General features: G+C 43.5%; 16 protein-coding genes. 9 read left to right on the plus strand and 7 right to left on the minus strand.

Annotation, left to right across the window (positions count from 1 at the left end):
* The first annotated feature begins 182 nt into the window (after nucleotides 1-182).
* Together FSB76_RS14090 and FSB76_RS14095 are read left to right on the plus strand one after the other, a co-directional pair.
* A complete protein-coding gene (locus FSB76_RS14090) occupies nucleotides 183-614 on the plus strand; it encodes a response regulator (protein WP_147054343.1) in 432 nt (143 codons plus the stop codon).
* Between the two features lie 234 nt (nucleotides 615-848).
* The gene (locus tag FSB76_RS14095; protein ID WP_192910151.1) at nucleotides 849-1,349 is read left to right on the plus strand and encodes a lipocalin-like domain-containing protein; all 501 of its coding nucleotides are present in this window, start codon (nucleotides 849-851) and stop codon (nucleotides 1,347-1,349) included.
* A gap of 13 nt (nucleotides 1,350-1,362) precedes the next feature.
* On the opposite strand, the gene FSB76_RS14100 is transcribed toward FSB76_RS14095, so the two are convergent.
* The 6 genes from FSB76_RS14100 to FSB76_RS14125 form a co-directional block, all read right to left on the minus strand.
* Nucleotides 1,363-2,052 (minus strand): pirin family protein, encoded by a 690-nt coding sequence (locus FSB76_RS14100; RefSeq protein ID WP_147054345.1) that lies wholly within the window; start codon nucleotides 2,050-2,052, stop codon nucleotides 1,363-1,365.
* Nucleotides 2,053-2,188: 136 nt separating this feature from the next.
* Nucleotides 2,189-2,938 (minus strand): dioxygenase family protein, encoded by a 750-nt coding sequence (locus FSB76_RS14105; protein ID WP_147054347.1) that lies wholly within the window; start codon nucleotides 2,936-2,938, stop codon nucleotides 2,189-2,191.
* A gap of 341 nt (nucleotides 2,939-3,279) precedes the next feature.
* Nucleotides 3,280-5,838 (minus strand): hypothetical protein, encoded by a 2,559-nt coding sequence (locus FSB76_RS14110; protein ID WP_147054349.1) that lies wholly within the window; start codon nucleotides 5,836-5,838, stop codon nucleotides 3,280-3,282.
* A gap of 9 nt (nucleotides 5,839-5,847) precedes the next feature.
* Nucleotides 5,848-8,319: a hypothetical protein gene (locus tag FSB76_RS14115; protein WP_147054351.1), complete on the minus strand. Its 2,472-nt coding sequence runs from the start codon at nucleotides 8,317-8,319 to the stop codon at nucleotides 5,848-5,850.
* Nucleotides 8,320-8,748: 429 nt separating this feature from the next.
* Complete coding sequence (locus FSB76_RS14120) at nucleotides 8,749-10,554, minus strand: serine hydrolase domain-containing protein (RefSeq protein ID WP_147054353.1); 1,806 nt, start codon at nucleotides 10,552-10,554, stop codon at nucleotides 8,749-8,751.
* Nucleotides 10,541-12,175 (minus strand): amidohydrolase, encoded by a 1,635-nt coding sequence (locus FSB76_RS14125; RefSeq protein ID WP_147054355.1) that lies wholly within the window; start codon nucleotides 12,173-12,175, stop codon nucleotides 10,541-10,543. The genes FSB76_RS14120 and FSB76_RS14125 overlap by 14 nt, the downstream gene beginning before the upstream one ends.
* 275 nt (nucleotides 12,176-12,450) lie before the next feature.
* Here FSB76_RS14125 and mutL point away from each other — a divergent pair, with 275 nt between their 5' ends.
* The 6 genes from mutL (at nucleotide 12,451) to cysS (ending at nucleotide 19,487) form a co-directional block, all read left to right on the plus strand.
* Nucleotides 12,451-14,316 (plus strand): DNA mismatch repair endonuclease MutL, encoded by a 1,866-nt coding sequence (gene mutL / locus FSB76_RS14130; protein ID WP_147054356.1) that lies wholly within the window; start codon nucleotides 12,451-12,453, stop codon nucleotides 14,314-14,316.
* Nucleotides 14,317-14,337: 21 nt separating this feature from the next.
* The gene (locus FSB76_RS14135; protein ID WP_147054358.1) at nucleotides 14,338-15,060 is read left to right on the plus strand and encodes a rhomboid family intramembrane serine protease; all 723 of its coding nucleotides are present in this window, start codon (nucleotides 14,338-14,340) and stop codon (nucleotides 15,058-15,060) included.
* 48 nt (nucleotides 15,061-15,108) lie between these two features.
* Nucleotides 15,109-15,984 carry a rhomboid family protein gene (locus FSB76_RS14140; protein ID WP_147054361.1) on the plus strand — a complete coding sequence of 292 codons (876 nt, stop codon included), beginning with the start codon at nucleotides 15,109-15,111 and terminating at the stop codon, nucleotides 15,982-15,984.
* Nucleotides 15,974-17,089 carry an endonuclease/exonuclease/phosphatase family protein gene (locus FSB76_RS14145; RefSeq protein ID WP_147054363.1) on the plus strand — a complete coding sequence of 372 codons (1,116 nt, stop codon included), beginning with the start codon at nucleotides 15,974-15,976 and terminating at the stop codon, nucleotides 17,087-17,089. The genes FSB76_RS14140 and FSB76_RS14145 overlap by 11 nt, the downstream gene beginning before the upstream one ends.
* Before the next feature lie 9 nt (nucleotides 17,090-17,098).
* Entirely contained in the window at nucleotides 17,099-17,941 is an 843-nt protein-coding gene (locus tag FSB76_RS14150) for an NAD-dependent epimerase/dehydratase family protein (RefSeq protein WP_147054365.1), read from the plus strand.
* An 82-nt stretch (nucleotides 17,942-18,023) separates the two neighbouring features.
* Nucleotides 18,024-19,487 carry a cysteine--tRNA ligase gene (cysS, locus tag FSB76_RS14155; RefSeq protein ID WP_147054367.1) on the plus strand — a complete coding sequence of 488 codons (1,464 nt, stop codon included), beginning with the start codon at nucleotides 18,024-18,026 and terminating at the stop codon, nucleotides 19,485-19,487.
* 142 nt (nucleotides 19,488-19,629) lie between these two features.
* On the opposite strand, the gene FSB76_RS14160 is transcribed toward cysS, so the two are convergent.
* A complete protein-coding gene (locus FSB76_RS14160; RefSeq protein ID WP_147054369.1) occupies nucleotides 19,630-20,319 on the minus strand; it encodes a hypothetical protein in 690 nt (229 codons plus the stop codon).
* A 318-nt stretch (nucleotides 20,320-20,637) separates the two neighbouring features.
* Between FSB76_RS14160 and FSB76_RS14165 the strand changes: the two genes are divergently transcribed.
* Nucleotides 20,638-21,510: a hypothetical protein gene (locus FSB76_RS14165; protein WP_147054371.1), complete on the plus strand. Its 873-nt coding sequence runs from the start codon at nucleotides 20,638-20,640 to the stop codon at nucleotides 21,508-21,510.
* Nucleotides 21,511-21,602 lie beyond the last annotated feature (92 nt).

Genomic DNA, 21,602 nt, shown 5'->3' on the forward strand with positions numbered 1-21,602 from the left:
CTTTATTTCAAAGGGCCCTTGTGAATCCCTATCTATAAATAAAGATAGCCTGCTAAAGCACCAGGCGGGAATTTATTTACCCAATAGTTAAACTTTATCCCGGTATCCACACTTTTTGCCAGCAAATTCCGCTTAAGACAGGGCATATTTAAATTGGTTCGCTTTTTGAATTTAAGGTTGATATGTATGACTTTAACCTTGCTTGTGTAATTGACGACGACAGCATCGCCCGCCTGATGTCGGAGATTATGATTTTTAATTATAAGATAGCAAAAAAAACGGTCACCTTTGAAAACGGGAAGGCCGCGCTCGAGTACTTTAAGTTGTTTAAAGATAAACCCGATATGTTACCCGAGCTTATCCTGCTGGATATTAATATGCCTATACTTAACGGATGGGGATTTATTGAACGTTTTGCCCGGCTGGCCCCGGACCTGTCAAAAAAAGTTGTAATTTATTTAGTGAGCGCGTCTATCGACCCTCATGATCACCAGCGGGCAACCGATCTTGAAATGGTTTCGGGCTTTATTATTAAACCGGTTAACAAAACAGCTTTAGAACAGGTTGTTAAAGCGGCTATGGCCGATAAGCTTCCAGTTTATATCAGCAAATAATACTTTACAACAAGCACAAATTCCTGGGTTTTTACCTGTCTATGTGGTTTATTATACGGCAGGATTATTATTCCCGGTATTCACCTTAAAAAGTAAGGCCCCCGGCCACAATGTGGCGCGCAGCGCTCGCGTCGAATAAATGGTGGCATTCATAGAGGATAAAACCACCCGCGTCGAAAATATTATTGGAGCCGGTTTGCAATAGACAGCTTTGATCAACAAAAAAGCAATGTCATGAAAAAACAAACCATCGCCTTAAAAAAAGGCCTTTTATTAATTGCGCTGGCTTTTGGAACAATGCCGGCCTTTTCACAATCCAAACTACTTGTGGGTACCTGGCGCCTCACCGCGGCCGACAAGATACTTGCTGACGGCACCCGGCAGCCCGACTATGGCCCCAATCCCCATGGTATCGCCATTTTTACTGCCGACGGGCATTATGTGGTAGAAATATTTCGGTCGGACCGAACCAAATTCGCCTCGGGCGACCGGGCGAAAGGCACTCCCGAGGAGTACCAGGCGGCACTTTTAAGTGCCAGTTGCCATTTTGGAACCTACAACGTCGACCCGGTGAAAAATACCATCACTTTTCATACCGATCGGGCATCTTTCCCCAACTGGGACGAAACCACCCGTGTAAGCAGCTTTACCCTCGATGGCGATAAACTAACCTGGCATGTGCCGCCCCGCCCTGACGGCGTTATTCCGGTATCTGTTTTTAGCCGGGTGCCATGATAAGCCGCCGTGCTCATTGTGGGGTAATCTCAATCAGCATAATGATGGCGTTATTTGATAGCGCTTCCAGCTCGGCCTCTTCCAAATCCCATAAAACCAGCCCGTCCCTGGCATGCATCAGGCGGTACTGAACTTCAAACGCACCCTCAATAACGTAGGCAAATAGGGCGTTTCCCGGTTTGCTTACGCAAAGAGTGGTTTCGGCACGGCCATCAAACTGGCCCATGTAGCCAATGGTGTTTCCAAGCCCGAAAATTTCGGTTAGCTGGTTCCGGTTTGAGGGTAAATCGAAACAGAAATCCTGGTTCGCCGGTGTTTTTATTTTGATCCAGAGCTGCAAAAAGTTAACAAGGTCAGTCTCTTTTTTGTACGGATTATTAACCTGGAATCCCGAGCCTGGCGGTAGTGCCAATAGTTGCACCATGCCGGGTTCTATCATTATATGGTCGCCGTTATGGTCCCGGCATCCTATGGCGCCAACAACCGGGATGAGCAAAACGGCCGTGTGTTCTTTCACGCTCATCCTGATGCTTTCTTCTGCGGCCAGTGTATCGTCATTTAAAACGTACAAATCGCTAAATGGGTGCTTATGGCCGTTATTATAACTGCCGAAATTGAAAGTGTGATAACTGCGGTACCAGTCATGCTGGGTTAGTCCGCGTTCGTCTGATAAAAACATCTTGCCTTTGGATTGCGGGATCATATGGGTTTTTAAATTGCTGATTAAGAAATAGTTTTTTAGGTTGTGTATAAACAACCCTTCCGGGCGATTGCACAAATCATGCAATCGCCTCTTTGGGGGGTGTAAACAGGTAGACTGTTTTAATATTTGCAGTAAATCAGGCGGCAACGCCAATGCTTATGGTAAGCACGTATCCGGCCGAAACACTACCTGTAACGGTTGATAGTTCGGTGGCAAGCGAATCGCTGAAAACCATATCCGCGGTGTTTGCCGTATCCTGAACGCCTCGCGCCTTATAATCAGTTGCGGTGGTATAAACGGTATTGCAAACATCCGTAGGGAAAGCAATCTGCGTGATGAGTAACGACGTGCCCGACGAGTTATATACGTGTACATGAATGTGCGGGGCCCGCGGAGAGTACCAGCCCGGAAAAATACTGGTAAACGTAACCAGGCCAGTACTATCGGTGGTTTGCCGCCCACGCAAAAAATGCGACGATGTGTAATCAACAGTAGCATAGCCACCGCCGGGGGTATCGGTGTATTCAGAATAATAGCCCAGCGCGGTACAATGCCAAATGTCTACCAGGGCCCCCGTTAATGCCGCGCAGCTGCTATTGGTATTGGTAAACGAGAGTTTAATAGTTAAAGGCACGCCCGATTGCCCGTCAACAATATTGCTCCTGACGTAGCTTGATGGCGTGATAGTAGGGTAGGGTCCGGCTGTTTCTGTAGCCCCTGTAGTACATGAGCTGCTGGTGGTACCGCCCGTGGTGGTGGTGGTAGTTGTTGTGGTACTGGTAGTTGTGGTACCTGTGCTTTCCTTTTTGCAGGAATTGGCAAGCGGGGCGATAGCGGCAAAGCCTAATGCCGCAAGCCCGCTGGTTAAAAAAGTTTTTCTTTCCATGATATCAATAATTATTTGAGCGTGATTATTAGCTGAAAGTATTCATATCCATGTTTCCGGGCTAAAATGTATCGCCCAATTGTTGATATCTGTCGATGAAGTATTGAAAATGAGGGTGGACTGTAGCTGTTAGTAAAAATTAGCTTGGTAAACCGGCTGGCAATATCTGGGAGAAAAGCTTGTAAATAAGGAGCAACTTACTTGGTTTCTGCCAAGATCAAGATTAAAAACAGTGGAGGCAACTATAACAATGGCGGGAATTTTGAAAAAGGCAAACCTGGCGAAGTTTTTAAAACTTCGCAGCGGTATGGTATTTAATACCTTGGCGTGGTTTGCAGTCCCTATTTCACCTTGTGCGGTGTATTAAAAAGTGTGGTTATAGGTATATCTATCAATATACTAACATTAAAAACGCTTTGAGGCTGCACCACAGTAAAACCGCTATCTTTTGAGAAAAACAGTTTGGGCGTTCTGCGCCAGCCAAAACCAAATGCCAGCGGCCATTTGGGTATTTCATAAAATAGTTGTGCCGATGGCGATATAATGCTTTCAAGCCTTATATCTTGTTTAAGCTTACTGGCGGTGGTATCGCCTTTCAAATTATAGGATACCAGGCTGCCCACATCAATTAATGATGCAAAAAGTGTGAGCGCGCCGCATTTTCCGCCATGTAAACCCACACTGCCCGAAAAACCCACAGGAGCGTAGATGCCATTAGCAAAAAGACGGTTATTGCTCTTACCCGGTAGCTTCGTAAAATCCCAGGCATAACCAACGTATCCATTCAATGATATATTGAATTCTGATTTTTGCTTGATAGAGTAGCTGCCTACCGGTAAGGCGGCAGCTTCAATTGCGTTTTCGACGTCATCGCTTGTTTTGGCAGTGGCTACCGCCGCCATGAAACTGCCGTATTTTACAAATTCGGTCATTTTGCTTTTAACAGTATCAGCCTGGGCGGTAGCAATTTTGCTTGCTTTTGCTGCCGAATCCAGTTTTGGCCCGGCTTTTAAATTTGCTTTCTGTGTTTGTGCCGCAGTAGCTTCCTGGGTAAGTGGTTTTGTTAATATGCTATTGTAAACTAATACAGCGTTGTTAATTGCAGAGGAATAGTTTTTATTGCTTATATCTACCGCCATATCTGCAATATTGTTAGATATGTCAAAGTATGGTTTAAACTTTTGGTGAAAGTCTTTTGTTTTTAAAGCGGCGTAAATGGTTTTTGAGTTACCTACCGGAAACGGCAAATTTCCAACATCGCTGGCTTGCTCCAATATGCCAACTGTGGCCTTAAAATAAGCCGCATATTTTTCTACAGATGCCGAATCGGGCTCACTTTTACCGGCTTTTACCATTTTATTAAGCTGATCTGCCCTGGTGCCAAAATCAGCAATAAACTGCTTGTAATCGGCCAATATTTGTTGTTTGGCTTTAATCATAGGGGCTACCGTGTCAAAAATAGCTGTTAACGTGTGCTTATCATCATACACTATTCTCTGGTAGTCAATGATGGCTTTTTGATAAAGCAAAGCAAAAAACACTTCAAGAGTTACTGGGTTACTGGTTAGTCGTCGTATTTGCGAGGCATTAACCCAGTAAGCGGCTTTTTCGCCCGACGCCGTATCGCGCAGGGCGTTGCTTAACAATTGTAAAGTTTGGATTGACCCTTTAAAATAATGTTTGGTAGTGTCGGCCGATAAATTATCAAACTTATTAAGGATGCTATCCGGAATGTTAGCCAGGATATCTCCCGGATGTGCTTCTAACTGTACCTGCAGGGCAAGATAACAGGCCCCTAATAGCTCGGCTTCCAGTTTTTCGTGCTTTTTAAAATACTCGGTATGGTTATCAACAATGCCCGGAAGATTTTTTGGCAATGCATTGATGTCTTTTTTAAAGGCCTCACGAAGATTTTGTAAATAGGCGCTGTAGTTATAAATATCCTCGTCGATAGCGTCAAGTAACGGAAATGTAGCAGGGAATAGTGTTGTGAGGTCTTTATTATTGTCGATCACTTTTTTAAATTTTTCAAAAAAGCTTAAGCTTAATTCCTGCTTGCCGCGTTTTATTAAGAACTTAGATATGCCATCTGCAAAAGTGGTCACACCCAATCCCCCTATGGATGCCCCTACGCTGGCGGCAATAGTTTCGGCGCTTTGTGCGTCAGCTTGGCCATCGTTTTTACCTTCATTTTTACGACCCTCCTCGAGTTTGGTTTTCAAATCGTCTGCTATGGTGCTTATTTTAAAAAACGGATTGTCGAGCACTTTATTAATTTCTTTCGGAGAATTAATGCCCGCGGGGATTGTATATGTAGCCAATATCGAGTCTAACAAAGTTGGCCTTATTGTTTTATAATTTGTTAAAGTGATGGCATCATAATAAGGAAAGCCAAGCTGGTAAGTTGTCTCCTTTTTTTTAGCAGGAGGTGGGGCTACAGCTGTACCGGCAGTCCCCTGGTCAGATTTTGGTGGGTTTTTCCCTTTAGGAGTACTGCTATCTTTTTTTGTAGTTTTTGCTTCCACAATGTGGAGCTGGATGTTTTTTTTAATAAACAAATCTCCCTGGCTGATAGCTATGTTGAAGCCTTTATCTAATTGAAGGCTTTTATATTTTAGTGTATTATCTGTTAGGATATTACCGGTTTTAAAATCATTTTGACTTAAAGTGATTTTATCTGTACTGGTTACAAGATCAACGCTATAGGGTTTACTGCCTGCTTTTTCTATTCCGATTTCAATATGATCTCCCTTTTTTACATCAATAGTAAAGGCGTCTTTCGTAATTATTTTGTTATTTACCGAAACAGATTTATCTGATAAGTTAAAAATTATTTTTGTTTGCGCAAATAAACTCTGTGTAAATAAAAGAAAAATTAAGGTTGGGTGGATTTTTTTCATAGCTAATAATTAAAAAGGAATATAGTACGTAGAATATGGCGAATTAGGGGCAAATACGTTTGACAGTTTTACAACATAGGTGAAGCTTTCGTCTCCTCCCACAACAATGCCAACTGGGTGTCCTTCTTTGTCAACAACCACGGCGCCAGAATCGCCTTTGCTGGACGGCGATTCGGGTATTTTGGTGTTAGGCTTATACCTGGTAATACTAAATAAATCGCTCATCAAATGGTTTTGACCCGTATCTGAATGAAATATTTTTTGATCATCAACTACGTGGTTATAGATCACAGCATCACTTTGCCTGCCTAAAAATGCACCATGGAAAAAGACTGGAAGTTCGTTTTTTGCGTCATTTAAAGTAACGGCCCTAAAATCCTGTGATATCTTGATTAAAGTATTATCAAATTGTCCGCTTATTAGTATCTCCGCAAACCCTATATCCATGGTTGGGCCTATGGCTCCTTCTAATACCTTGGCTACACCTGTATTTAGTCCGCTGTCAATCATATCGTTTTTATGTTTCAGAACATGCCAGCAAGACATTAAATAGATTTTGCCGGTTGTCTTTTTGTTTTTTACAAAGCAACCCAGGGTACCAATGCTGGTTTGATTTACAATAGTATCGCCCGCATTTAAATGAGCAGTAATAATTGTATTGGCCATAACGTTAACGGGAACACCGTGGTAATTGCCGTCTTTTATTTCCGCCTGCATAGTTGCCAACACGTTGCCAATAACATGTATTTCAACAGCTTCAACCTTGCTTTCTTTGTCTTTTCCATCCACCTTTTCCGTTACCCATTTAAAACCCTGCCCTATACTTAAAACCCCCGGGTAATTTCCATACCTATACCTCAACTCCCGCACCGCGCTTGCAACAGGGTCGGTGTCGATAAGCTTTTGGATAACAATTGGCTTTTCTACTTCCGGTTTGTCGGCCTTAGCTGCCGCAGGATCGGCAAGCAAATCCGTATCGTCCTTTGGTTTTACACCCGCGCCCCTTAGTGCAACCAGTTTATTTAATAGCCCAAACCAAAAAGGTGCCCCCAACGATAAAGCAAAGCCGGTAATAATAAAGCCCCAGAAACTCCAGCTAAAAAGTCCGGTACAAAAAAATTTTCCTGTTTTTTCTCCGAAGGAGAGGTGCCGGGTGCCGGTGATCACAGCAACCTGTTTTGCATCATCGTACTTGACCGATAGCAGGCTGATATATCTCTTACCCGCTTTTTTGTTTACGCTATCTCTTACATTATTTAAAAGCGTTATTTGAGGGATGATTTTATCCGAATCTGTTTTTATGTTGGATTGGATGTGAAAGAACGTTACATATTTGTTACTGATGCTATCAATCTCTTTAAACAGGATAGCTTTGGCGGTTGTAAGATCAGCGGGTTTAAGGTAACTTAATTGCCGCTTTTTCAATGTTGTGTCTTGAGCGAGTCGTCGAATTTCTTGTTTTAAAGAGACGACACTGTCGCGTCGCCTGCTTGCAATTGCGCGGATGTCATGGATGTTTTTGGTTGTGGCATTTATATCGGCCCGATATTTTTTGTAATATTTGAAGTCGGGTACACCGTCTGTTACCGTACTATCAATCTTTATCTCCGAAAAGTCCCATCCTAAACCCAAAATAAAGTTTGCGGCACCAATATCTTTTGATACGCGGGCAAAGCCGCTGTCTATCACCGCGCGCGAGGGTATTGTATCGTTTCCATTCACAAAGCCTTTATACCGGGCGCTGTCTTTTGTTAAGGCTATACCCATATTTACCAGCTGGGTGCGGGCATCTTTATCCTTTGATAAAATATGGGCTATTTTAATACTATCTACATTAAAAGCAAAAGCCAGCAAAAAGCCCACCCAAAACAGGATAAAACTTATCTTACGCTTATACCAGCCATTGGTACGATCCTGGGTTTCATTATACCACGCTATGAGGCCGGCCTTATAGGTATCCAAATCCTTACCCGATAAATTGTAAATGTTCCGTAGCTGTTTAATGGTTTCCGGTTCGATGGATAGGGTATTATTTTCAAGGCTGAATACCAGCTGATCGTATTTGGTAGCGCCAGTACCGTGATCGCACAGTATATTGATAGCCGTTGTCGCGAAGTTGTCGGGTGTTATATAAGATGGTTTGGTTTGCCCGAAGATAAAGGCCTGGGCGGGCTCAAGCTTGGCCAGGTATTTAATAGAAGGATAATTATAAAAAAGGCCGGCAAAACTACTGCTAAAGGAGGGGGGCTCTTTTAAAAAGAACCGCGAGATTGCCGAGGATACTTTATTATGCCATTTATCGCCGGCTTTTTTTAGGTCAAGGCCATCGTTTAGCATCCTTTCGATGGATATACGCAGGATACGGGCACGCAGGCCAAGCCAGGTGGCCAGTAATTCGCCAAGAATGGTTATCAACAGACTGTATAAAAGATATACCAATACCAGTCCGATTACTACATCGAGTGCGGTGTTATTAAACATGATAAATTAAACGATAAGGAGGTTTGTAAAGCCATTGTTAAGCAAATGGTTAAGGCATTTAAATATAAAAATATTCTTAAATGTTTTCGGAACAAATTTTTATATTAAAAAGAGGAAAGGTTTGGCAGGGTTTACCATGCTGCCTTGCGGGGTTGAATGCTAACTGTTTTGTATTGTGCAAAACAGCTATCGTTTATTCAGTAAATCCGGTGTAAACTATGGAGCAAAGGAGAAATAAACTTTGGGCGGCTGCCAACAGGGTGGTAAAGAGCCTACTGGGTATGTGGCAATAGGATTGTGAGGTGTGGTTGCAGGTGTGGCATAACGGAGGCCTTTTTTACCATCGCTAAGGGCTTTAAAAACCATGGACAAAACCCGAATTTTGAGAAAATGGTGTTCGGGCAACCCAAGCCCCGAACACCGGCTTGCTTACATCCCTTTATTGATAGCCTCGTACACAACATCCTGTATCCTGGGGCGGATGTTAAGGCTGCCCAGCTTGCTGCCCACATTTGGGTTTACCCGGTTGGATAAGAAGATGTACACCAGGTTGTACTTAGGATCAACCCATACGCAGGTGCCTGTAAAGCCCGTGTGGCCAAAGGTTTGGTCAGAAGCCAGTTTAGATGGGTAGTGCCTGTCGGCAATTGGGTCCCAGCGGTCGAAACCCAAGCCTCGCCTGCTTACGGGGGATTGTTTGGAGGTAAAAAGGTCTACCACCTCGGGCTTAAAATATTGCACGCCGCCGTAGGTGCCCTTGTTCAGCAGCATCTGGTATAGTATGGCTACATCATTGGCGCCGGCGAACAGGCCGGCATGGCCGGCAACGCCGCCTTTAAGTGCGGCAGTAGGGTCATGCACGTAGCCATCCAATAAACTCATGCGGTACTCCTGGTCATTTTCGGTAGGTATGATTTGTGCCTGGCTAAACCTGTGCAACGGTAAAAAACCGGCTGTTTGCATACCCAGCGGCGTATAAAACTGCTGCTGCACATACACATTCTCGGGAACGGAGGTGATGCTTTCTACCACCTCCTGCATAAACAACATGCTTACATCGCTGTACACATACTGCCCGCGGGTTTTCAGTGGCGAACTGAGCATATCGGGCAGCATTACATCTTTAAAATAATCCTTCCGCAAAAAATAATGTTCAGATACCCTGGTAGGGTAGGCTGCCGAAGAATCGGTACTATGATCGGAGGGTTTTACCTTTTCAAATGATTGGATATCGGGAATAAAACCGGCCTGGTGCAGCAATACCTCGCGTAATTTTACATCGTTTTTATTGCTGGTGCGGGCCAGGGGCAGGTAATCGCCTAAGTTGTTTTCAACACTTAGCTTGCCCTGGTCAACCAGTTGCATAGTCTCCACAGTGGTAGCCGATATTTTGGTCATGGAGGCCAGGTCGAAGATATCGGTCAGCTTATCGGGCGTTACATTGTCGTAGGTGTGGTAGCCGTAGGCTTTGTTAAATATCACCTTGCCATCTTTGGCAACCAATACTACGCAGCCAGGAGTGGCATGCTGGGTAATGGCCTCGCGGGCTATCTGGTCAATCTCCTGCAGGTTGTTGGAGTTAATACCTACATCTTCGGGTACGCTGTATTGCAGCCTGGTTTGCTGGCTAACAAAACCCATTCCGCTGCTATAAACAGGCGAGTAGGTTTTGGCTAATTTTTGCGTAACGGCCACGCCGCCAAATATGGCCTGTGCTGCATATGAAGCCGATACCGGCGATACCCTTTCGGACCAGATTACCGGCACTGTTGTATTATTTAGTTTGTTTAACAGTGTTCCATTCCCAAACGCAGCTATGATAACCCGTTTTATTTTTTGGTTGGTAGTAATAAAATCTAACAATAGCGGGTTACCCAGGTCGGCATCATTTACCTGTAAAACAATGGTGTTGTACCATTTTAAATCGGCAGCTAGGGCGTTCATGTTTTTGCCATTGCCATCAAACACCTCAACTTTGCAGTATTTGTTAAGCAGGCTATCAAAAACGCTGGCATATTGGTTGGTAAAATGCACGCTGGCAATTTTTAAGTCTTCCAGCTTTTGCAGCGGGATAGTATATTGAGCGTTGTTGAGCAAAACGGTTGAGTTTTGAACCAATCTTTCTTCAGCAACATAGGCACGCCCGGTAAAAGGTGGATTTTGCGCGCAGGCGGTATTAAATAATGCAAACCCTAACAACACTACAGAAACACAGCCCCATTTATTTTTTATCATATACTTTAACTCCGTTTATATAGGTTTGGGTTACTTTAGCGATAGGTAATTCGGCGCCTTTTACCTTCATGATGTCTTTATCCAGTATTACAAAATCGGCATACTTGCCCGGCTCAATGCTGCCTTTTTCTTTTTCTTCAAAGTTGGCTTTTGCAGCCCAAATAGTTATTCCCCTTAATGCTTCGGTACGGCTCAAGGCATTTTCTTTCTGGAAGCCGTGTTCAGGGAAGCCCTTCAAATCCTGCCGCTCTACCGCTGCATAAAACGTATACATGGGGTTAATGTTTTCTACCGGGAAATCTGTTCCCAGCGGAATCCATCCGTTTTGTTGTAACAGCGTTTTATAAATGTAGCCCGACGATCTCAGTCTTTTATCGCCCAGGCGTTTACCTGCCCAGTACATGTCTGATGTAGCGTGTGTGGGTTGTACGGATGGGATAATGCTGTTATCGCCAAAAAGTTTAACATCCTCCGGCGCAACAATCTGCGAATGCTCTATCCTCCAGCGGCGATCGTTTTTGCCTTTTAAAACAGATGCATATATTTTTAACATTACCCTGTTGGCCGAATCGCCGATGGCATGGGTGCACATCTGGAAGCCTTTGGCCGCTATTTTTTTTGCTACCTCCTCAAAATGGGCTTGGCTGCTCAGCAAAAAACCGTTCCACCTGGGCTGATCGGCATAAGGTTTCAGTAAACAGGCCCCGCGGGAGCCCAGGGCGCCGTCGGCATAAACTTTAAATGCGCGAACATTCAGGCCGGGCGATTTAAACGCGCCACGTTTAAACAGGTAATCGTAATTCTCCGGCCTGTCTGATAACATGACATACATGCGCATTTTTAATGATCCTTTATGCTGCAAATCGGCAATGGTGTTAATCATGGTATAGGGCAACCCGCAATCATCAACCGTGGTTAAACCAACGGCAAAACAGTTTTTTTGTGCCGATAGCAGGGCATTCTCCACAACAGGAGCTGTTGGTTCGGGCACCTTGCGGGTAACAATGCCTACGGCGTTATCAACCAGGATGCCGGTGAGTTTTCCGTTGATAGTTTCTATCTCGCCGCCGGTTATGGCTTGACCGGGTTTTACGCCTGCTATGTTTAATGCCGCCTGGTTGGCAATAACAGCATGCCCATCAACCCGGCTCAATATTACAGGGCGTACCGGGAACAGGCTATCCAGTTTGGCTTTGTCGGGAAACTGTTTTTTAGCCCAATCGTTTTGGTCCCAGCCCCGGCCGATAATCCAGCCATCAGGGTTGCGTGTGGCGTAAGCCTGAACAGAATCAACCACCTCGCCCCAGCTTTTGGTGCCATCCAGGTTTACTTCCTGCAGGCCTAATCCATATTCATAAAAATGGGCATGGGCATCAATAAAGCCAGGATAAACGGCAGCGCCTTTGGCATCAATCACTTCATGGGCCAGGTATTTTTGCTCCAACGTATCTGCGTTGCCAACGGCTACAATTTTACCTTTGCTTACCACAAACGCGTTGGCTGTAGTAAAGGCACTATCAACGGTATAAACAACCGCGTTTTTTATCAACAAATCGGCATTATACTCTTTTTGTTTGCAGGCTGCAGCCAGGAGCAGCAGCGCCGGCAATAGTTTTTTCATAGACTTTTTTTAAGAGAGACAAGAATCAAGAGTCAAGAATCAAGAGAGCGTCAATCGCGTTGAATGATTGCCTTCTTTGTCTTTGTGCCCTTAGCTATTTATTCAGACTATCTGATAGAGTCCAGACACAAGAAACGGTGTAATTTTTACTTCCTGTCTTAATTCTTTACTCTTGATTCCTGACTCTGATTACATATACAATTATCAAATCATAAAGTTATGCCTTCAAATATTTAATTTAGCATCGAAAACGAAATTGAAGGGAATTTTTTTAAATGTCAGATATAATTCAGCTTTTACCAGATGCCGTTGCCAACCAGATTGCCGCTGGCGAGGTGGTACAACGACCGGCATCGGCGGTAAAAGAATTGGTGGAGAACGCTATTGATGCCGGGGCGGGTAAAATACAGCTCATTATTAAAGACGCCGGAAAATCATTGATACAGGTTATTGATGATGGATGCGGCATGAGCCTTACCGATGCCCGCATGTGCTTTGAGCGGCATGCCACATCAAAAATACGCAAGGCCGAAGATTTGTTTGCCATCCGCACCATGGGTTTCAGGGGCGAGGCCATGGCATCGATAGCCGCTATTGCGCAGGTGGAACTAAAAACCCGCCGTCATGAGGATGAGCTGGGTACCTGTATTTTTATCGAAGGATCGGAAGTAATTAGCCAGGAGGCGTGTTCGGCCAATACCGGCACCTCCATATCCATCAAAAACCTGTTTTATAACACACCCGCCCGGCGTAATTTTTTAAAAAGTAACCCGGTAGAAATGCGCCATATTATCGACGAGTTTCAACGGGTTGCGCTGGCCAATCCACAAATATTTTTTACCCTGCACCATGATGGGCAGGAAGTTTACCATTTGCCCGGCGCTGCCTTAAAGCAACGTATAGTGCACCTGTTTGGTAATAACTATAACCAGCGGCTGGTGCCGGTTGAGGAGGATACCACTATTATTAATCTGCGTGGTTTTGTTGGCAAGCCCGAGTTTGCCCGTAAAACACGGGGCGAGCAATTCTTTTTTGTAAACTATCGCTTTATACGCGATGCGTATTTGAACCACGCGGTACTTACTGCGTTTGAAGAGTTGTTGCCTGATGATTGTTACCCGTTTTACGTGCTGTTCATTGATATCGATCCATCAAAAATTGATATTAATGTGCACCCTACCAAAACCGAGATCAAGTACCAGGATGAGAAGGCCATTTATGCCATCATCCGGTCGGCCGTAAAACGATCTTTGGGCCGGTATAACATTACCCCAAGTTTGGATTTTGACCAGGAAAACAGCATTGAGCACCTGATAACTCCGAAGCCGTTTGAGGAGATTATAGCGCCGACCATTTCCTTTAACCCGGATTTTAATCCCTTTGCTGCGGAGAAAAAATCATCTGGAACGCGAGAACAGCATCCTTTCTTGCGGGATAACAGCGAATACCGCAATACACCCATACCCAATAACTGGGATACGCTGTACGAGATCAGCAAAAAGGAAACCAACCAGCAGCAGCTGATGCACGATGAAAAAAGCATTGCTGTTGACGAGCAGGAGGTAAGCAAACCCAGCGAACGGCAATTGTTCCAGATCCATAACCGGTTTATTTTGTCGCAAATTAAATCGGGCTTTATGCTGATAGGGCAGCAGGCTGCTCATGAGCGTATTTTGTATGAACGTTTTTTACAGCAATTGCAGCACCACTCCGGGGTAAGCCAGCAAAGTTTATTTCCGCAATCGGTAACACTAAACGGCAGCGATTTTGAGTTATTGAGGGAGCTTTTGCCCGATATTAAAGCCCTTGGTTTTGACATCCGTGAGTTTGGTAAAAACACCGTGGTTGTTGACGGCATACCGGCCGATTTGAGCAATGTTGACGAGCACGAGCTTTTAGAACATTTACTGGAAGGGTTTAAAAACAATGTGGCCATTTTAAAAGTAGATAAGCGGGATAACCTTGCACGGTCATTAGCCCGCAATGCTGCGCTTAAAACCGGCACCAAATTGTCGCTGGAAGAAATGAACCAGCTTATCGACCAGCTTTTTGCCTGTCAATCGCCTAACCAGGCATTGAACGGTAAGCCCGTAATCAGTACATTTACGCTGGCCGAATTAATGGAACGCTTTGAAAAATAGCCCCGGGGCTTTAACTATACTATGAACGGATACAATCAATCGCCTTTTGCCAATATCACACCGGTAGTAAAAAATCTGCTGGTTATAAATATCGTTGTTTTTATCGGGGCTGTCTCTATCGGTCGGTTTTTTCCTAATGTGATGCATTACCTGCCGGTATACTACTTCAATTCGCCAAATTTCAAGTTGTGGGAAATCATTACATACATGTTTATGCATGCTGGTTTGGATCAGCCGCAACATATCCTTTTTAACATGTTTGCTCTTTTTTCTTTTGGGCCAATATTGGAGTATTCGCTTGGCCCCAGAAAATTTTTAAACCTGTATCTCCTCTGCGGTATTGGCGCTGTGGTTTGCAATCAACTGGTTCAGGCTTATGAAGTGCACGCAATAACCGGCGCATTTACTATTAGCGATCCAGCATCAGATGCATCCTATCTAGCCTACGGCGAGGTGCTGGGGGCAAAGCTTTGGGCCATATATCATGGTTCAGTAGTCGGTGCATCTGGTGCCATCTTTGGTTTACTGGTAACATTCGGCATGATGTTTCCTAATATGGAGCTCATGATGTTATTTATCCCGGTACCAATTAAAGCAAAGTACATTATCCCGGGATATATATTGCTTGAACTTTGGCTGATTTATAAACAAAGCCCAACAGATAATGTTGCCCATTTTGCCCACATTGGCGGGGCATTAATTGGTTATATTATGGTAAAAATTTGGCGATTGCAGCACAACTAACAATTTTTAACAATAAACAGGAGTTATCAAATTAATAACGGTTTTATTATGAGCACCCTTTGGCAAAATATCCAATACAAAATGTTGCGGTCGGGCAATAAGCTCAACCTGCTTATTGGTATTAATGTGATTGTTTTTTTGGCAATAAATCTATCTGCAATTGTCGAGCAGCTTTTTACGGGCTTTGGCAATAGCGCCATACTAAAATATACCACCGAATATCTTTTGCTGCCGGCTGCACTGCCGAAAATGCTAACCCATTTTTGGACGTTGCTTACTTATATGTTCATGCACGCCGGTGTTTTGCATATATTATTTAACATGCTTTGGCTGTATTGGATGGGGCAAATATTTGAAGAATACCTGGGCAATAAGCGCACCATAGGCTTGTACATTATGGGTGGACTCGCTGGAGCTCTGCTTTATTTATTATGTTTAAATGTACTGCCCGCTTTTACCAGTTTAAACGCCGCGGCCAATAGTACTATTGTTGGTGCATCTGCCAGTGTTATGGCTATAGTGGTGGCCACAGCCACATTATTACCTAATTATACCATATCCCTCATATTTATTGGCCCGGTAAAATTAAAGTGGATAGTGCTTTTTATACTGATAATTGACTTTTTAAATATTGTTGGCCCTAACGCCGGTGGCGAAATTGCCCATATCGGCGGTGCTTTAATTGGTTTCATTTATATAAAGCAACTTCAAAAAGGCCATGATTGGATAACCGGTATCGCCAATATTTTCAAATCAAAGTCAAAATTAAAGGTGGTATACAGCAATACCGGTAAAAACAGCGCCGAATATCCCCGTCAGGACGAAATTGACCGTATATTAGATAAAATATCACAAACGGGCGTTGATAGCCTGAGCAGACAGGAGAAAGAGACATTAGCCCGCGCAAGCAAGAATGAAAAATAAAAAAAGTGGATTAGGTTTTATTGATAAAGTATTTTTATGGATAAACCTGCTGCTTTGCGTTGCTTTATTGCTTAGTTATCTGGCGCCCTCGGTTAACCCCAACACTTTTTGGCTGATTGCTTTTTTTGGCCTGGCCTACCCGCCAATACTTTTGCTTAATGTAATCATGATGCTGGTTTGGCTGTTACGCTGGCGCTGGCCTGCGGCGCTTTCGATGATAACTATCTTGATTGGCTGGGGCGTGCTCAATAACAATGTGGGATTGCGTACGGCATCAACATTTTCGCCGGCGCCGGGTATCAATTCCATACGGTTGATGACTTATAACGTGCATAACTTTAAACGTTATGGGGCAAAAAACGATGTATCTACCAAGCACGAGATCCTGGAGTTAATCAATGATCAAAAGCCGGATATTATCGGTTTCCAGGAGTTTTATACCCGCTACAAAGGCGAGTACGATATGCGCGACTCGATTGTAAAAATAATGGGCGCCAATAATTATTATTTCGAGCCGCTTAATTTCAATAGCTCGGAAGCAATCGGGATGGCTGTTTTCTCAAAATATCCCATTGTAGCAAAAGGTTTAATCCAACTGGCGGCCGATAGGTCATCAGCAAACCAGTGTTTGTACATTGATGTTAAAAAAGGCGAAAAAACATTCAGGGTTTACAGTCTTCATCTGCAATCCATCAAATTTAACCCCGAAGATTATAAATACCTGGATAGCGTATCAAAAAAAGGCAAAACAGATATGCAATCAACCAAAAGGCTGGGCGGCAAACTGAAGGCGGCATTTATAAAGCGGAGCGAACAGGTTTTTAAAATAAAAGCTCATGCAGCACAATGCCCATATCCCTATATCATATCCGGCGATTTTAACGATACCCCTACATCCTTTGCGGTTAACCAAATGGCAAAAGGACTTAAAAACGCGTTCCGCGAAAAAGGAGCCGGGTTTGGGCGCACCTATAATGGCGATTTTCCCAATTACCAGATAGATTACATAATGGTAAGTCCGCAATTTGATGTGGCATCGTACCTGATTGTTGAAAAAAAGCTTTCTGATCATTTTCCGCTACGGAGCGACCTGATCTTGAATTAAATATCAGCCATGGAAATTCTGGTTACAGGTTCATCCGGTCAGTTAGGTTCGGCCACCGTAAAACATTTAAAGACGTTTGACCATCGTGTTACAGGTATTGACCTGACGCCCTCGGCCACTACCGACAACATTATCGACATAAAAAGCAAAAGCGAGATCGAAAACCTTTGCGGCGGTTTTGATGCCATTATTCATACTGCAGCCGTACATGGCAAGCATTATGAACTTAATTACCCCAGGGAAGCTTTTATACAAACAAATATTATAGGCACGCTTAATTTACTTAATGCCTGTGTTAAACACGGTGTAAACAGGTTTTTGTATACCAGTACAACATCCATTTACGGCAGCGCTTTAGTTGACCACGCGAAGGCAGTTTGGGTGGATGAAAACCTGCCCGAAAAACCACGCGATATTTATGATATCACCAAGCAAACAACCGAGCAGCTTTGCAAAGATTTTTTTTATAAAGAAGGCCTGCAAGCATCAGTATACCGCGTTGGGCGTTTTTTGCCCGAGGATGATAACCTTAAAATAAACCACCGGATTTATAGAGGCCTGGATGAGCGCGATGGCGCCGAGGCATTACGACTGGCATTGGGTATAACGTTTGCCGATTTCGAAATCTTTAATATATCCAGCGGGTCGCCATTTGGCAAGGATGACCTTGTTAGGCTTAAACACAACCCCGAAGAAGTTATCCTTAAATATTTCCCCGAAGCCAAAGACATCTATAGCCATAAAAACTGGGTATTTCCCGAAAGTATTGATCGTGTTTATGTTTGCGATAAAGCCAAACAGGTTTTGGGTTACCGACCCCAATTTGATTTCGAATATTTATTGCAGCAATAAAGATAGTATCACTTGGGTGTAAGCTTTAATAATCGGGCTGCCCGCATTAGCTAAAAATTGAAAAAATCGTAAGTTTGCCCTCATGAAACAAAAATTGTTTGTTTACAATACTTTATCCCGCAAAAAAGAAGAATTTAAGGCCCTTAATGCCCCGCATGTGGGCATGTACGTTTGCGGCCCAACTGTTTACAGTGATGTGCATTTGGGTAACTGCCGTACCTATATATCTTTCGATCTGATGTTTCGCTACCTTAACCATTTAGGGTACAAGGTTCGCTATGTACGTAATGTAACTGATGCCGGCCACCTGGAAGGCGACGCCGGCGACGAAGGCGAAGACAAAATTTCGAAAAAAGCAAAACTGGCCCAATTGGAGCCGATGGAAATTGTACAAAAATATACTGTTGGTTTTCATGAGGTAATGCAGATACTGAACACCCTGCCGCCAAGTATTGAACCAACAGCCACCGGGCATATTATTGAGCAGATAGAAATGGTAAAGGTTATTCTTGAAAAAGGATATGCTTACGAGGTAGATGGATCGGTTTATTTTGATGTTGAAAAATATAATAAAACCAAAGATTACGGCGTGTTAAGCGGCCGCAACCTGGAAGATTTACTGAACAATACCCGCACGCTGGGCGGCCAGCAGGAAAAACACGGCAAGCTTGATTTTGCCTTGTGGATAAAAGCCAAGCCAGAGCACCTGATGAAATGGCCATCGCCCTGGGGCGTGGGCTTCCCGGGCTGGCACCTGGAATGCTCGGCCATGAGCCAGAAATATTTAGGTGAGCAATTTGACATTCATGGCGGCGGCCTTGATCTTGTGCCAACCCACCATACCAACGAGATAGCCCAACACGTGGCCTGCTGCGGTAAAAACCCGGCCAATTATTGGGTGCATACCAACATGCTTACGGTGAACGGCCAAAAAATGTCGAAATCGTTAGGAAACAGCTTTTTGCCCCATGAACTTTTCAGCGGCGAAAACTCTATCCTGAATAAGGGCTACAGCCCCATGACCGTGCGCTTTTTTATGCTGCAGGCACATTACCGCAGCACGCTTGATTTTGGCAACGATGCCATGGAGGCCTCTGAAAAAGGTTTTAAGCGATTGATGAACGCCTATGCCTTGCTGGATGGCCTAAAGGCATCTGGCAGTACCGAAATTGAAATAGAACCCCTGCTGGAGCGTTGCTACGCGGCAATGAACGATGATTTTAACAGCCCGGTATTGATTGCCGAACTGTTTGAAGCATCGCGGATCATCAACTCGGTACATGACGGCAAAATGAAGATTAACGAAGTTAACCTTGGGTTGCTTAAAAACCTTATGAAAACGTTTGTGCAGGAAGTTTTAGGACTTAAAGATGAACAGGCCGATAATGATGATTTGCCCAAAATACTCAACCTGATAGTTGAACTGCGTAACGAAGCCAAAGCAAATAAAGATTATGCCACCAGCGATAAAATCCGTGAAGGCCTGTCAAAAGTAGGGTTTCAGCTAAAAGATAGCAAAGAAGGTACGCTCTGGAGCAAGAATTAGAATAGAGTCAAGAAATAAAAATTAGAGTCAAGAGATAAGAATCAAGAGTTAAGAGAGGAAAAATTTATTGATATCTATGGTTTAGCACGTTATGTAAGCATAACAAAAAAAGTCTTAATTCTTATCTCTTGACTCTTAATTCCTACAAAGAGTTATAGTACGTAAACAGTTTGGCCAGGTCCCGGTCGCTTTTAAAATCAATTTTATTGGTTTTTATGAAGGTTTGTACCTGGTCTGTTTTGTCGGCCAGGGCCGCTGCAATTGTTTTTGGAGTTGGTTTAACCCGGATTATTTTATTATCTGCCAACAGGTAATAAACAGCATCGCGCAAGGCAAATGTTTTGGTGGTAGTTGCAGAATTGAAAGCCTGATTGGAATGAATCACTTTTTTATACCGCTTAAGTAGTTTTGCTTTTCCATCGGCAACTACCTGGTAAAATGAAGCCTCGGTTTGTTCGTCAATAGCGGGGTAGCCGTTGCTGAATATAAGCGGAGCGAGAGAGCTTTCATCTATGGTGCCAACAATATCAAACCGGAAACTTTTAACCGGGGTAACAAAAGCAAGGGCCATCGAATCTCTGGGGCTTTGAAATAGCAATTCGTCTTTTACCAAATCGTATTTTAATTTCGCGGCAACTGTTTTGCCGTTTGCCAGGCTTACAATGCCGGGGAGCCAGGTTGCCGTCAGGTAGGGACTGCCCTCAACATCTATGTAGCTTTGTTCCATAACCGGTTTGCCCTGGTTATCGTTCAGGATTTGATTTTGCGCCCTGGATATTGTTCCGTAACATAGCAATCCGGCCATTATCAAAGTAAAAACAGGTATTTTCATAATTGCGTAAATTTATAAGCTAAAGGCATAACATGGCTTTAAAACGAAACATTATGCATATTATTGGGTTAATTGTTTTTGTGCTTATGCAATTGCGTTATGTTTAAACGCTTGTTAACTGATAAGATAATTACATGAACGAAACAAATTTTAGATGTATAAACCTGCTTCGCGCACAATTAAATATAACGGTTTTCGTTTCACATTAAGCAGATAAGTTGCAAATAGCATGTGCCTATTTGTATTTTAAGCAATTTGTAATTGCATAACCGACTTAAAATTTATTACTAAATTGCCTCCCCAACATCCCATTAAAACATGAAGAAAGTATTATTAGCCGCCACATTTATGAGCTATAGCGTTTTAGCCATGGCTCAGTCAGCACCGGTTAAAGTAAGTAAAGTTGTAAATGCCGAAGAAGCATTTAATAAATTAGTTGAACGTAAAGGGATAAAAGACGGCTTTTTAGCTGTTGCCGCACCCGATGGTATTGTGTTTAAACCAGATGCAGTTAAGATAGTTGATTTTTATAGTAATATTGATAAACAGGCTGGTAAGTTAAGCTGGCAGCCAAAATTTGCGCGGATATCTGCCAATGGCGATCTGGCCTTTACCGCAGGGCCCTACGTTTATCAAAACGGCAAAACCGATGATGACAAAGTTTTTGGCGATTATGTATCTATCTGGCGTGCCGATGTTGACGATAACAATAAATTAAAACTACTGATAGATTTGGGGATACAACATCCTGAACCCGAAGGCGAAGTAGTAACTGATTTTAAAGAGCCGGATGCTACCACAAAATCGGCCCCAAGTAAAGATCCCTTTACCGCCAAAAGCGTTATTGTGAACACCGACAAGATATTTAACCATTCGCTTACCATATCAACCATGGCAAGCTATAAAGAGTTTTTGAGCGCCGAAGGCCGTTATTATTTCCCGGGCTTTGAGCCTATGACCGGCCCTGATGTTATCATGAAGTTTATTAACAACGAAGCAATCAGCATAACCGCCGAAACTACCGATGCCGGCCGGTCGGTAAGTAACGACCTGGCGTATAGTTACGGCCATGCACGCATAACCAAAGGCAACGTTGTTGGTAATTACAACTATGTACGCATTTGGGAAATAGACCAAAACAAAAAGTGGAATATTTTGCTGGAAGTTTTTTCGGCTATTGAAAACGAGTAAGACTTAAAAAATACGGAATAAAAACAGCGATGGGACATACTCATCGCTGTTTTTGTTTTTGCAGAACAGTTTTTTGCCAGGGAAATGATACC

Source organism: Mucilaginibacter ginsenosidivorax (assembly GCF_007971525.1).
In the GTDB taxonomy this organism is placed as follows: domain Bacteria; phylum Bacteroidota; class Bacteroidia; order Sphingobacteriales; family Sphingobacteriaceae; genus Mucilaginibacter; species Mucilaginibacter ginsenosidivorax.